General features: G+C 27.8%; 14 protein-coding genes. 3 read left to right on the top strand and 11 right to left on the bottom strand.

Annotation, left to right across the window (positions count from 1 at the left end; translation table 11 throughout):
• The first annotated feature begins 83 nt into the window (after positions 1-83).
• A complete protein-coding gene (locus tag ACTG46_RS05135) occupies positions 84-1,166 on the top strand; it encodes an immunity protein Imm33 domain-containing protein (protein ID WP_479923718.1) in 1,083 nt (360 codons plus the stop codon).
• A 187-nt stretch (positions 1,167-1,353) separates the two neighbouring features.
• Here the strand turns inward: ACTG46_RS05135 and ACTG46_RS05130 are convergent, their stop codons facing one another.
• The 3 genes from ACTG46_RS05130 to ACTG46_RS05120 all read right to left on the bottom strand — a co-directional run bounded on the left by ACTG46_RS05130 (position 1,354) and on the right by ACTG46_RS05120 (position 5,378).
• A complete protein-coding gene (locus ACTG46_RS05130) occupies positions 1,354-2,967 on the bottom strand; it encodes a sensor domain-containing diguanylate cyclase (protein ID WP_479923717.1) in 1,614 nt (537 codons plus the stop codon).
• A 217-nt stretch (positions 2,968-3,184) separates the two neighbouring features.
• Complete coding sequence (locus ACTG46_RS05125) at positions 3,185-4,672, bottom strand: HAMP domain-containing sensor histidine kinase (protein ID WP_054269557.1); 1,488 nt, start codon at positions 4,670-4,672, stop codon at positions 3,185-3,187.
• A complete protein-coding gene (locus ACTG46_RS05120) occupies positions 4,662-5,378 on the bottom strand; it encodes a response regulator transcription factor (RefSeq protein WP_407814069.1) in 717 nt (238 codons plus the stop codon). Before ACTG46_RS05120 ends, ACTG46_RS05125 begins: the two co-directional genes overlap by 11 nt.
• Before the next feature lie 480 nt (positions 5,379-5,858).
• Between ACTG46_RS05120 and ACTG46_RS05115 the strand changes: the two genes are divergently transcribed.
• Complete coding sequence (locus tag ACTG46_RS05115; protein ID WP_479923716.1) at positions 5,859-6,278, top strand: hypothetical protein; 420 nt, start codon at positions 5,859-5,861, stop codon at positions 6,276-6,278.
• An 89-nt stretch (positions 6,279-6,367) separates the two neighbouring features.
• On the opposite strand, the gene nagB is transcribed toward ACTG46_RS05115, so the two are convergent.
• From nagB to ACTG46_RS05100, 3 genes are all read right to left on the bottom strand, one after another.
• Positions 6,368-7,117, bottom strand: coding sequence for a glucosamine-6-phosphate deaminase (gene nagB / locus ACTG46_RS05110; protein ID WP_054269554.1), 750 nt, complete (start codon positions 7,115-7,117; stop codon positions 6,368-6,370).
• Positions 7,118-7,214: 97 nt separating this feature from the next.
• Positions 7,215-8,348, bottom strand: a complete 1,134-nt coding sequence (nagA, locus tag ACTG46_RS05105) for an N-acetylglucosamine-6-phosphate deacetylase (protein WP_074178268.1) — start codon at positions 8,346-8,348, stop codon at positions 7,215-7,217.
• A gap of 9 nt (positions 8,349-8,357) precedes the next feature.
• Positions 8,358-9,092, bottom strand: a complete 735-nt coding sequence (locus ACTG46_RS05100) for a GntR family transcriptional regulator (protein WP_479923715.1) — start codon at positions 9,090-9,092, stop codon at positions 8,358-8,360.
• A gap of 294 nt (positions 9,093-9,386) precedes the next feature.
• On the opposite strand from ACTG46_RS05100, the gene ACTG46_RS05095 reads away from it, so the two are divergent.
• Positions 9,387-10,229, top strand: coding sequence for a CvfB family protein (locus tag ACTG46_RS05095; RefSeq protein ID WP_479923714.1), 843 nt, complete (start codon positions 9,387-9,389; stop codon positions 10,227-10,229).
• Between the two features lie 594 nt (positions 10,230-10,823).
• Here the strand turns inward: ACTG46_RS05095 and ACTG46_RS05090 are convergent.
• The 5 genes from ACTG46_RS05090 to ACTG46_RS05070 form a co-directional block, all read right to left on the bottom strand.
• On the bottom strand, positions 10,824-11,087 hold the full coding sequence (locus ACTG46_RS05090; protein ID WP_054276162.1) for a zinc ribbon domain-containing protein: 264 nt from the start codon (positions 11,085-11,087) through the stop codon (positions 10,824-10,826).
• A 149-nt stretch (positions 11,088-11,236) separates the two neighbouring features.
• The gene (locus ACTG46_RS05085; RefSeq protein ID WP_479923713.1) at positions 11,237-11,623 is read right to left on the bottom strand and encodes a GNAT family N-acetyltransferase; all 387 of its coding nucleotides are present in this window, start codon (positions 11,621-11,623) and stop codon (positions 11,237-11,239) included.
• Between the two features lie 216 nt (positions 11,624-11,839).
• Positions 11,840-13,021, bottom strand: coding sequence for an NAD(P)-dependent malic enzyme (locus tag ACTG46_RS05080; protein ID WP_054269548.1), 1,182 nt, complete (start codon positions 13,019-13,021; stop codon positions 11,840-11,842).
• 66 nt (positions 13,022-13,087) lie between these two features.
• Positions 13,088-13,636: a Fe-S-containing hydro-lyase gene (locus ACTG46_RS05075; protein ID WP_054269547.1), complete on the bottom strand. Its 549-nt coding sequence runs from the start codon at positions 13,634-13,636 to the stop codon at positions 13,088-13,090.
• Between the two features lie 12 nt (positions 13,637-13,648).
• Positions 13,649-14,488: a fumarate hydratase gene (locus tag ACTG46_RS05070; RefSeq protein ID WP_479923712.1), complete on the bottom strand. Its 840-nt coding sequence runs from the start codon at positions 14,486-14,488 to the stop codon at positions 13,649-13,651.
• Positions 14,489-14,646 lie beyond the last annotated feature (158 nt).

The raw sequence follows: 14,646 nt of genomic DNA, 5'->3' as shown, positions 1-14,646 counted from the left end.
TAAATGGCTAGATTAACTGTTTTTATTATCCACAAATAATAAATTATACTATTTTAAAACTATAAAAAGCAAGGAGAATTTATATGAAATTGTCTAATAAAAAGGAAGCGAAAGATGAAAAATCAGAAATGAAGCAGTATATAACTGGAGCAGGAGGTTGTATTATCAGCAAATCAATTCTCAATGGTACATCAAAATTGAAGTGGCTTTTTAGAGAAGACAGTAAATTTGGAAATGGATGGATTGCTTTTGGAGATACAGATACACAAGAGTATATTGACAATCCTAAAAACATGACAATTATAGATTTTAATACTCTTATTAATATTGAACCAACTACTTTAAATATTTTTTATATGCCTATAGGAACAGACCTAGAATTTTGCTCTGATAAAAGTGGAAAATATTTTATTGACACAAACACAAGAAAAGAAATTAGAGAACTAGTTAAACATCCTGCACAAATAGCATTTGAAAAGAACCTAAAATTTTTAAATCAGGAAAATTATCCAGTAGAATTCTTTCAAAGCTTGTTTCAGAAAAGTGACAAACTTGAATCCTTAATTGTGGGAGAGACAGATTTTCCAAGTGGAGAAGTTGTCCTTGCAGACCCTCTTGCATACTTAGGTAGTGAATATGAAACTTATTTAGAAAGAAAAATACCATCTGGAAGTTATCCTGTAGAAATTTCTATCTGTCATTCTGAAATTGTAGGACTTAGAATTGTAGCAACTAGATTAATTATTAGTGACAAACAACCCATTAAATATGAAATTGCTATGCCAAAAGGAAAGAAAATCGATGACTTTGGACAAGCAGGAGCATGGACTTTCTTTGGTGTAGATACAGGATTAGCTTGCTTTTCAGATGCAAAAGTTGCAGAAAAATACAAAGAATTTATAATAAAATGGCAAAATGAAAATCCAGATAAAAATAAATATAACGATTATTTTTCAGCACTTTTTGAAAAAAGCTATGAAATGTATCCAAATGTACAGAATAAATATGGCAATTTTTTGATTTGGCAATTACCGCAAACATCTTATAGATTAATTATGTTAACAAGTGGTATGGGTGATGGTGTTTACAGTGGATACTGGGGACTTGATGCAGATGGAGAAGCCACAGAACTTATAATACCATTTATGAATCCTACATATTTTTAAACCATAAAACTTATTGCCAATTTGGTTTTAATAAATGGAATTGTTTTAAAATACATAATACTTAATTATACATGAAAATAAGGCTATGCTTTTTATAGTCATAGCCTTTAACAAATACTTACAAATTCACTACATGAGTCAACTTTTTTAATAATTTAACTATATACTCAAACTATATCTTCTAAATTCACTGTATGTATAATTCTTCTTCAAATAAACAGTAAGAATTTTTTCCAGAGGCCTTCACATTATAAAGAGCTCTATCTGCATTTTTAAACAATTCTAAAAATGAATTTCCATTTTGAGGATGTCTTGCAATACCTATACTAACAGAAGCCTCAAAGTTAAAACTTAAATCATTGTAGTTCTCATAAAGTACTCTATTTAATTCTTTAGCTTTTTTATGTAAATTTACTTCTGAATGATAGTCTTGCATATATACTACAAATTCATCTCCACCAATTCTTCCAACTAAATCTTCATTCCCAAAACTATCTTGTATCTTCTCAGCAAAAGTTTTTAATACAAAATCACCAAATGGATGCCCAAAATTATCATTTATTTCTTTAAAATCGTCCAAATCAATAACGAATAATGCATCTTTTTTATTACTTTTATTTGTGGATATAACTTCTTCTACTAATTTTTCAAATGTACCTTTATTGTATATATTTGTCAATGAGTCACTTTCTGCTCTAGTTTTCAACTCTTCGTATTTTTTTATATCACTATCTACATCTACAATTACGCCTACAACCTTCAAAAGTTCATTTTCGTCACTAAAAATCTTTGTTACTGATGTTCTACACCAAATGTATTCGCAATTAGACTTTTTTAAACGATATATTACTTGATTATGTTTGTTATTTTCTTTAATACTCTTAATAAAAGCTTCAAACGTACTATAATCTTCATGATGAACTAATTCTTTATCCATAACCTCTTTTAAAAGATTCTCACATTTACTGCTATATCCAAATTTTTCAGTCCATGCTTGAGATACAAATGATTTATTTTCTTTAGTATTCCATTCAAAGACTACAGAATCAGTCTGTTCAACAATAATTTTATAACGTTCATTACTGAGTCTTAATTCTTCCTTATGAATTATTTCTTGCTCAAGTATTTCATACTTCATAGATAATTTAGTTTTATCTACAATAGATTTAAATAGATAAAATACAATAAAATTAATATATAAAATACCAACACTTGATATTAAGTTTAGAAATTTTAAACTTTCAGAACTAAAAAACTTATTTATATCAAAGATAGAAATAGTCAGAAATAAACTTAATAAAGGTATTGCAAGTAAAGTAATCCAATACTTTATTGGCATATCTGAATGTACATCTTTTTTAAATAAACAAACAATCTTGCATATAAATAAAAAAACTATTTTAGATAAAATTGTAGCTACTATTCTTATAGCATTGTTTTTAAGCATTATTTCGAAGCCTTCTTTTATAAATAAAACAAAAATACTTGTGACTACAATTTCTGATAATATAAAGAATACATTTAATAAAACAGTAGCAAACAATCGTGTCTTTATATTTCCTTCATATAAAAATGATGATGAAAAAACAAGGATGAAAATTAAAGGAATTGTTATCGCAGGATTTAAGGTTATTAAATTACAGGTACCTAAGCATATTATAAAACCCAATCTAGCATATCTTATAGCTCTTGTGTATCCTTCTTTCTGCCCTAAAAAATCTGATAAAAACATATGGACAACAAAAGCTTCAAAGATAACTGTTACTAAATTTGTAATATCAAAAAGCAGTTGTTCTTTCATACATATTTTTTATAAAATAAGAAGCTTACTTAAACTAAATACACTTCAGATTTTATTTTTCCTTTCTGCATATATATTTAAGCATCTACCTTAATTGTCAACCATTATAATATATGTCAGCTTAATATTGTTCTTTTTTCAACAGTATACAATAGATATATGTAAAAAACAACTTCAAATATTGACATATTTTCTTTAATATATATCAATATTATCTTTATAACTTAAATACTATAGTAAACTTAGCTCCTTTTTTACCATTTTCAGCATATATACGTCCACCATGTTTATTTACAATAGATTTAACTATTGATAATCCAATTCCATGATTTCCCCCAACCCCCTTATAAAATCGTTCAAAAATATGAGGTAAATCGTCTTTATTAATACCAATCCCATCATCTTCAACTACAACAACTATATTTTTTTGATTATATTTACATACGATTTTAATTTCACTCTTAGCATACCTTAAAGCATTTTCTATAAGATTCATAAATGCTTTGGATACATTTTTTTCATCACATTCAAATAGAACCATTTCTTCATCAAACTCATAAATAAATTTTATACCTTTATTTGTCGCTCTTACATTTTGTCTAGAACCACAGTTTGAAAGTACTTCCCTTAAATCACATTCTACAAGGTCATAATCTCTAGTTATATTATCAATTTTAGATATATATAACAAATCTTCGACCATATCACTCAATCTATCACTTTCTTCAAGTATTATATCACTTGCATGTTTGCTATCTATTACATTATACTTTATGGCCTCTGCATAACCTTTAATGGACATAAGTGGAGTCCTAAGTTCATGAGAAGCATTTTGAAAAAATATTTTTTGTTCATTATCATACTTATCAAGATATTCAGCACTCTTATTCATAATATTTGAAAGTTCTACTAATTCCTTATCTGAAAAGTCAAAGTAAGTTCTTTTAAAATCCCCATGACCCATTTTTTTTGCAAAACCACACAACTCTTTTATAGGTTTAGCAATTTTCTCAGATAAAACTACAGCTGTAAATATTGCTAATATCCCAGCAAAACACATTACAAATATCAATACAATGTTTATCTTTTGAACTAGATTTAAAGTTTTTGATATATCTATAAAAAGAATCAAATACTTATCTTGTTCTCCATATATACTAGTTATTTTTACAGTCGAAATATAGTAATCCTTACTTCCAGTAGAGATACGTGTGTTTTCATCTGAGTTTAAGTCTAGTTTTTCATTTTGGATACACTTTTTAATCGATTCCATCTCATCAATATTCTTTAAAAAATCATCCTCTCTTGTTGGAAATATCAAGTTATACTTCGAATCAATCACCATGGCATCAGCATCTGATTGTGTTTCTGCCATCCTAACTTTATCTTGTACATTTCTCATAAAATTAGATAATGCTTTTGGCGGAAGCTTTCCATCATCTTGAGGAGGCTTGATAGGTCTAAAATTACTATCCATATGTTCTACTATTTCTGTAGATTTTGTTAGCTCTTCATTTGCAGTAGTTTTTATGTATGTATCAAGCAATACATTAAAAGATACTAATATTATCATAAAAACTACAATTATTAAACACAATATACTCAACAAAATCCTAGTTTTTATACTTATATTTTTCTTTGAAAATTTTAATTTAAGTATGGATTTAATCTTAGTTGTTCTCTTTTTATCATTTTTATTTTCCATCTGAATTTTTCTCCTTTAATCTAAACCCAAAACCCCAGACAGTTTCTATCAAAATATTTGTATCTAAAATTTTTTTACGTAGTCTCTTTACCGTATCATCAGCAGCTCTTGTCTCAACTTCAATATCATATCCCCATATTTTATTTAATAATTCATCTCTAGAAACTGCCCTGTCTCTATTTTCAAACAAATAGGTTAATAAGTTGTATTCATTTGGTGTTAAGTCTATATTGTCACTTTTATTTGTAACGATTTTATTCTTTTTATTTATTGTTATATCACCAAATTTCAATTCCATATCTACAGAATCACCATACTTATCATAAATTTGTTTCTTTTCAAATTCTATCCTTCTAAATATCGACTTTACTCTCATAACTAAAGACATTGGGCTAAATGGCTTTGTAAAATAATCATCACTACCCAAAGTTATCCCTGTAATATAATCTATATCTGTATCTCTTGCAGTAAGCATGATTATTGGAACGGTACTCTTCTCACGAAGTTTTGTGCATACATCAAAACCACTTAAACCAGGCATCATTATATCTAGGATTACTAAGTCACACTCTTTTTTATTAAATTGCTCTAAAAGTTCATCACCTGTTTTAAAATCAATAACATCATGGCCTTCATTTTTTAAGAATGTCTTTACCAAATTTCTTATATTATCTTCGTCATCTGCTATATAAATTAACTTATTCATACACTCACTCCTTAATAAACTCTTAATTTAAATTAAATAGTATAAATACATTGATTAAACAATAAAATCCCAATCTGTAAGATAAATAATATTTTTTACTATATTTAAATTATATCAGCTTTTTATGCTACATTAGTTTTAAAATTGTTTAGATTTTAAGGCAATTTTAAGGCAAAAACAAATTATTATAGAATTTATCAGGCTCAGTACAAATTGTTATAAAATAATAATCCAACTTCTAACTATATTTATTCATTTTCTAGCAAAACCGATATTTCTCAGACTTTTTGTTGAATATTCAAATAATTAATATTATAGTTATATTAAGTAATACAGTTTACTTCAAGCATAAAAAAAATTTATTCATATACCATACTTATTCCATCCTCAATTAATTTTATGGATTTCTTAAACTCATTGACAAAATTATACTTCAACAAAATAAAACTAGGTAAAGTATCTATGAAGGGAGAATTTAAAATGAAAAAAGCTCTTAGATATCTTTTATTTCTAATTATTCTATTAAGTATGTATTTTTTAGCTGTTAAATTGAATTTTGACTTCTATCGTAAATTTGGCACTGGTTTTATGCAAGATTTTAAAAAATTTATTTTTATTAATTTAATCTCCTCTGGTAGCATTGGTTTATTGTTAGGAACTGAATTATTTATTAAGGAGTATAAAAAAAATGGCAGTTGGTATCTTGATATTCCAAGATTAATTCTTCTCTGTCTTCCATCTTTTTTATTAACATTAATGCCTGTATTAATATTTATTTTTCCAGTTGGCAAAATTCCAATTATAGGTAATTTTATTATGCTTGACCGAATACCACTTAATATAATAATTTTCAATATATTATTTGGATACTTTTTGATAACGAGTTTTCGTAAAAAGTAATAACTAAATAACTTAAATAAAAATAGCTATCTTTAAATAAACTTTATTATTTAAAGATAGCTATTTTTTACTTAAATCTAATTATATTCTTATACTAATTTATAATCTTTTGGACTCAGTTTACTTGCTGCTGCTTCATCTACTATAACTATAGTATCTTTGTGAAGTTGAAGTATAGAACCAGGAACTTCTGGAGTTATATCTCCATAAACAGTTTTGTATACTGCATCAGCTTTTTCTTCTCCTGAAGCTAAAAGTAATATTTTTTTAGATTTTAATATTGAACCAATTCCCATACTTACAGCTTTTTTAGGGACATCTTCTCTTGATTCAAAGAATCTTGCATTAGCTTCTATTGTAGATTCTGTAAGTTCAACTACATGAGTTCTTTTTGCAAATTTATTGTCAGGTTCATTAAAACCTATGTGAGCATTACGGCCTATTCCAAGTACTTGTACATCTATACCACCAGCTGCATCTATAGAAGCTTCATAATTTATACATTCTTCTTCAATATCATCAGCCATTCCATTTGGTAGATGAGTATTCTCTAACTTTATATTTACATGATTAAATAGATTCTCTTTCATAAAATAATCATAGCTTTGGTCATTAGATACTGGTAACTTATAATATTCATCTAAATTAAAGCTTATTACGTCTGAAAAATCTACTATGTTATCGTTATATTTTTTTACTAAATCTCTATACATACCTACTGGTGTACTTCCTGTAGCTAGTCCTAATATTGAATTTGGTTTTAAAACTATTTGAGCTGCTATCATCTCAGCTGCTTTTTTACTCATTCCATCATAATCTTTACATACTAATACTCTCATCTTGTTCCTCCTAAATTTTAGCTAATACTTTAATTGATATAAATTCAATTTACTATTTTTTACGTTACTTTTACATTCTTTGAAGTTTGTTTTTATATTATATATTTTTATATACTACTTCTCCCAAACAAAGAGTCATCTTGCAATCTAAATTCTCATCAAATATAGCTATATCTGCATCCTTACCTATTTCTAGACTTCCTTTTTTGCCATTTATACCTAAAGATGTTGCAGGATTTAAAGATGCTAAATTAATAGCTTCATTCACTTTAAGATTTGTATTATCTAAGAAGTTAAATACCATTTTATTTAAAGATAATACACTTCCAGCTAATGCTCCATTTTCAAGTCTAGCTTCATTCCCCTTAACAATTACTTTCTGACCTCCAAGGGCATAATCTCCATCTTCAAGCCCACCAGCTTCTATAGAGTCTGTTATCAAAATAAGTCTTTCTTTCCCTTTATTATTCAATATAAATTGAAATAAATCTTTATTTATATGGATTGTATCTGCTATTAATTCACTATATACATTAGTTGTAAGTGCTGCACCAACAACACCTGGGTCTCTATGATTTAAACCAGTCATTGCATTAAACATATGAGTTACATTTGTTACGCCTAAGTTTATAGCTTCTTTAGCTTGCTCATAATTTGCATTACTATGACCAATAGATAATACTATATCTGTACATCTTTTTATTTCTCTAGTAAAATCAAAATCAATGTCCTTCTCTGGAGCATAAGTTATAACTTTTATAACATCTTTATATTCTTTGATAAATTCATATTTTGAATTTATTATAAATTTTTCGTTTTGTGCTCCTTTATAATTTTCATTTATAAAAGGTCCTTCTAGGTGTGCACCTAATACCTGTGCTCCTTCAAGTTTTCTATTTTGGGCTTTTTTTATAATTTCAAGCGCATCATAAACATGTTCTTTATCCATAGTCATTGTAGTTGGAAGAAAAGAAGTTACTCCATGTCTCATTATTGATTTTGAAATTATCTCAATAGATTCATCAGTAGAATCCATCGTATCTTTACCCATATTTCCATGTATATGAATATCAATAAGCCCTGGAGATATATACTTTCCATCAACATCTATAACTTCACAATTATTTGGTACACTATCTGCTATATCAATTATTTTTTCATCAAATACGAGTACTTTATTTTCCAAGATTTGATTTTTTAATATTATCTTTCCATTAATTAAACATTTCATATTATTCACCTACTCACTCAATACTATTTCATATTGATATTTATCTGTTCTAAATATTGATATGGTATATTCTATAGGATTACCTTCTCTATTATAAGAATTTCTATGAAGTTTAAGAGCCAAAGCACCTTCTTCTGTCTCCAAAAGTTTACTTTCTTCATCAGAAAGTATTATTGGTTCCATTACTTGCTCAGCTTTTTGTATCTTATAACCATATCTTTCATTTAACACCCTATATAATGAAGAATTATCTAATATCCCTTTTGTAAGACCCTTACACATTTCTTCTGATAGATATACTATTTCCAATCCAAATGGCTCTCCATCAGTATATCTAAGTCTAACAATCTTATATATATTTGTTGTATTATCACTTATTCCAAGTTTTATTTTAACTAAATCATCAGGTAGTTCCATTTCAAAGGATAATATATCAGTTTTTATATTTACTCCCTTTTCTTTCATAACATCAGTAAAACCTTTTACGTTTGAAAACTGATATTTCTTTTTTTGCTTTGCAACAAATGTTCCTTTACCTTGTACTCTATAAAGAAGTCCTTCTGTAACTAATCCAACAATCGTTTTATTTACTGTCATACGACTTACATTTTGTATGTTGCAAAGTTCTCTTTCTGGCATTATTGCATCGCCTTCTTTAAGTTCGCCAGTTTCTATCATATTTCTTATTATTGAACTTAATTGAGTATGCAATGGTATGTTACTAGATTTATCTACTATTTTCATATAGTCACCACTTTTCAATATGGTATATACCAATTTTGGTATATACCAATTATACTTTAAAAGAAATTTTATTTCAATAGTTTTTAACTTATTTTGTAAAAATTTTAGTAAAATCTAAAGACAAAAAAGAAATTGAAGTTTATACTATATAAGAAGCTAGAGAATTGCAAAATACATAGATAACTACATTATTTATTACAAATTTCACTAATACTAATACATATACTGTGAAAAACTACTATATAAGTATATTATGGCTAAATTATAAATATAAAATGAGAGGATGATTTTGATTTGATAAACATAGGTGATTTTAATAAACTTACAGTAAAAAGAAAAACTGAATTTGGATATTTTTTGGATGGACAGACTAATAATACAAAAGACGATATACTTCTTCATAATAGACTAATTGGAAAAAATGAAATAAATATAGGTGATGAGGTAGATGTTTTCATATTTAAAGATTCTGATGATAGAACTGCTGCCACTTTAATTCCTCCTTTAGCTAAGGTTGGAGATGTAGCACACTTGAAAGTAGTTGACAATACAGATATTGGAACTTTCATAGATATGGGACTTTCTAAGGACATATTAGTTCCTTTTAAAGCTAAAACTTATCCATTATTTAGAGATGAAAAATATTTATTTTATATATATTTAGATAAAAGTAAAAGAATTGCTGCCACTACAGATATGGATTCGTATTTATCAACAGACCATACTTACAATGTTGGAGATGTTGTAACTGGAATTGTATATGGATTCCAAACTAATAATTCTGCCATGATATGTGTCGATAATAAATATGCTGGTGTAATACTTCATAATGAATACTTTACTGAATTAAAAACTGGCGATGTTCTTGAAAATTTACATGTTATAAAGGTATATGAAGATGGAAAACTAGGTCTTTCTCCTAGAGGAAATAGAAAAGATGAACTTGATACTTTAGAAAATAAAATCTTAAGTTATTTAGAAGGTTCTGATGGATACATGAGATTTAATGATAAATCTGACCCTAAAGATATTTCTATATTATTTAATTCAAGTAAAAAGAATTTTAAAAGAGCTCTTGGAGTACTTATGAAAAAAGGATTAATCTATCAAGATGAAGAAGGAACTTATTTAAAATAGAATATTTAGATTTAAATTCTTATACTACTATATACTGATTGTAACTACATTGTTTTTGTAAAAAAGTATTGAACTCAATAAAATTTGCACAATAAAAAATCGAAGTAAAAATGAAAAATATTTTCTATTTACTTCGATTTTTTAAGTTTAACTATTTAGGAGAAATATACATGGATTTAATTCAGTTAAAAATAAAAAAAGATAATTCTCTAATAAAGTACATTAAGATTATCAGAAAATTTGATAACTCCTTATCTGTTAATGTTATTAAGGGAACTTATCTTCACTAGAATTTCTGGATAATTGGCTAAAGACTCTTAATCAAATAAATCTTGAGGTAGAAAAAGACATAGCTAGAGAAATAGAGTAGAAAAAATATATTTTATACTTTGAAATTTGAGAATAATGTAGATTTAAACATACAATAAGCGCTAGACTCTAAACCAACAAATAGTGGTATGCTATGAAGCATACCACTTGTTATTAATATCATATTCTTCTGCATACAATTCCTTGTAAACTTACCTAATACATTATAAATAAACCTACTAATGTATGCAGAATCAATATATTTATTATTAATTTTGTATAAATTTACTTCCAACGCTTTAATGTCGGAAAGAACTTGTTCATCATTGTTCTTGCTTCATCTTCAGTCATATCCTTATTAGTTTGAATCATATGAGGTACACAAATCTCTATCATCTCTTCCATGCTTACATCAGCTGTAAATTCACCATCTTTGAAACAATAACTACAATAATCAGTACTTTTACTTCCATCTTTATTTGTCCCATATAATTCATCAGTTTGTCCCATTGGCATTGCACAACATTGGCAAAATTTAATTTCTTCCATTTTAAATCACTCCTTGTACTTTTCTTTGGCTCTTAACCATATTCAAATTATATCAATACTAATATGACATGTTTATGTCATATTAATAATAAAAAATGAAATAATTCCACTAAAATATTGTACTTTTAAGGTGATTGAAAACTTGAACTTTAATAACTATCCTTCTTTTTTATTATGTAGGATTGTAGACTCTTTTGACATCCATTTTTTTCATAGAACTCTTCTACTTCTGGCTGTGCACCAAAATATAGCATAGTTGGGGTATTCTCTTTGGCAAGCTGAAAAAGCTTGCTACCAATGCCTTGTTTCTGATACTCTGGAAGAACAAGCAATTCTGTAATTGTTCCAAAATAATAACCATCTGAAAGAATTCGCAGACATCCTACAAGCACTTTATCATTATAAGCAGTTATATTCAAAGTTTTTGATAATGCAGTCTGTGTTTCATCCATATCATAATCTCCTGGCCATATCCTATTGACGAATGGTATAAACATTGAGGCATTAAGTTCTTGGTCATTAACTTTATATTCCATTATCTCTTGCACCTCCATAAATTTAAATTTATTAATTTATAATATTAACATTATATCATTCCCACATAGACACAACAATAAAAATCAGCATGCCTACATTTTCTAACACGTTTAATCATAAAGATATGTATGTAAAGGTAAGGATATATCAGTATAAGCCTATAATAAAAATGCCCCTATATCCGATAAAATAAGGATATATGAGCATATAAAAATTTATATTCTATTTACTTTAGTTTTTATTGCTGCTTCTTTAACTGCCTCAGCAACATTTTTTACAACATTTTTATTAAATACATCTGGTAATATATACTCTGGGCATATCTCTTCATCGCTTATAGTATTGGCGATTGCATATGCAGCAGCTATCTTCATCTCTTCATTAATCTCTTTAGCCTTAACATCAAGTGCTCCTCTAAATATTCCAGGGAAAGCTAAGACATTATTAACTTGATTAGGGAAATCTGAACGACCTGTTCCCATTATGAATGCTCCCCCTAGTTTCGCTTCTTCTGGCATTATCTCTGGAGTAGGGTTTGCCATTGCTAGTATTATTGGCTTTTCAGACATACTTTCAACCATTTCCTTTGTAAGAGCTCCTGGACCTGAAACACCTATAAATACATCTTTTCCTTTTATAATGTCTTTTAAAGAACCTTTTTCATTTCTTATATTGGTTACTTCTAACATTTCTTTCTGAACATAATTTAGATTTTCTATACTAGCCTCTAATGCACCACTTCTATCACATAATATTATATTTTTAACATTCATATTAAGTAGTATCTTTGCTATAGCTATACCAGCAGCTCCTGCTCCATTTATTACTATCTCTAAATCTTCTATTTTTTTATTTTCAATTAATTTTATTGAATTTATTATAGCTGCTGCAACAATTATTGCTGTTCCATGTTGGTCATCATGAAATACAGGTATACCTAAAGATTTTTTTAGTCTTTCTTCTATCTCAAAGCACCTTGGAGAAGATATATCTTCCAAATTTATTCCTCCAAATACTGGTTCCATCAATTCAATAGATTTAACTATCTCATCTACATCATTAGTCTTTAGACATATCGGAAAGGCATCTACATTTGCAAATTGTTTAAATAATATAGCCTTACCTTCCATAACAGGTATAGATGCTTCTGCTCCAATATCACCCAATCCTAGTACAGCACTTCCATCACTAACTACTGCTACTAGATTTCCTTTAGAAGTATATCTATAAACATCTTCTTTATTTTCATGTATTTTTAAACAAGGCTCTGCAACTCCTGGCGTATATGCTGTTGATAAATCATCCTTATTTTTAATTTCCACCTTGCTCTCTACACTTATTTTTCCTTTATTGATTTCATGCATTTCTAATGCCAATTTTGCATAATCCTTAGACATCAATTTTCCTCCTTAAATTATATACAACTATTTTTTAATCTTGATATTCATATAAATTTATAAACTTTATTTGCATTCATAAAGTGCTCGACCTTGCTCATATATATTATTTCCATAACTATCTATAGCTACTGTAAGCTTAAGGTCTTCTACTACAATCTTTCTTATAGCTTCTGCTCCTAAATCTTCATATGCAATAATTTCACATGATTTTATTGAATTTGAAATATATGCCCCAGCTCCACCTATTGCAGCAAGGTAAACTGCTCCATATTTTTGCATCCCTTCTATGACTTCATCACTTCTTTTTCCTTTACCTATCATAAGTCTAAGGCCTCTTTCTAAAAGAGGTATAGTCAAGTCATCCATTCTATAGCTAGTTGTTGGACCAGCAGCTCCTATAACTTCTCCTGGCTTTGTAGGAGTCGGTCCTACATAATATATTCCTTGACCATATACATCAAAAGGTAATTCCTCACCTTTATTTATACAATCTATCAGCCTTTTATGAGCAGCATCTCTTGCTGTATAAAGTATACCATTCAAACTAATTGTATCTCCACAATTTAATTTAGCTATATCAATTTCACTTACAGGTGTAGTTATTTTTATCATTTTATTTTCCTCCTAAATTACTACCTTCTTATGTCTTGATGCATGGCAGTTTATATTTACAACAACAGGAAGACCTGCTATATGTGTAGGAAAAGTCTCTATATTTAAGCCTAAAGCTGTTGTAGTTCCACCCAATCCTTGAGGCCCTATACCAAGCTTATTAATAGATGCTAATAATTCACTCTCAAGTTTAGCTATATTTTCATCTTTATTAAATTCTCCAAGTTCTCTAAAAAGTGCCTTTTTAGCTATTTGAGCACATTTATCCACAGTTCCTCCTATACCAACTCCAATTACCATAGGAGGACATGGGTTAGGTCCAGCTTCTGAAACTGTATCTATTATGAATTTTTTAATACCTTCTAAACCATCTGAAGGTTTTAACATTTTCATCTTACTCATGTTTTCACTTCCAAATCCCTTAGCTGCAAACTCTATTTTAACCTTATCACCCTTTACCATCTCATAATGGATAATAGCTGGTGTATTATCTTTTGTATTTACTCTGCTAATAGGACTTACAACAGACTTTCTTAAGTATCCTTCTTCATACCCCTGTCTTACTCCATCATTTATAGCGTCAGTAAGTGTATCTCCTTCAATTACAACATCTTGTCCTAATTCAACAAAAAATACAGCCATACCAGTATCTTGGCATATTGGTATATTTTTTTCTTTTGCTATTTCAGCATTTTCAACTAATATATTTAATATATTTTTTCCAACTTCACTCTTTTCACTTTTAGCTCTTTCTTTTATACAACTTAGAACATCTTCTCCTAAATATAGACTTGCTTCTATACAAAGTTTTTTTACATGTTCAACAATTTGTTCAGATTTTATTTTCCTCAATCGAACATCCCTCCATTACTTTATAAAAAATATTCGTGATTACACTTACACTTTACCATTATTCTTAAAATTTCTCAATATTTTTGTATAATTACATATAAGCAACTGAATATTTATTTAAGAGTTATTATTAATATTATAAACAATATATATCCTAT

Source organism: Clostridioides sp. LIBA-7678, assembly GCF_056716065.1.
This window is presented reverse-complemented; position numbering and strand designations above follow the sequence as displayed.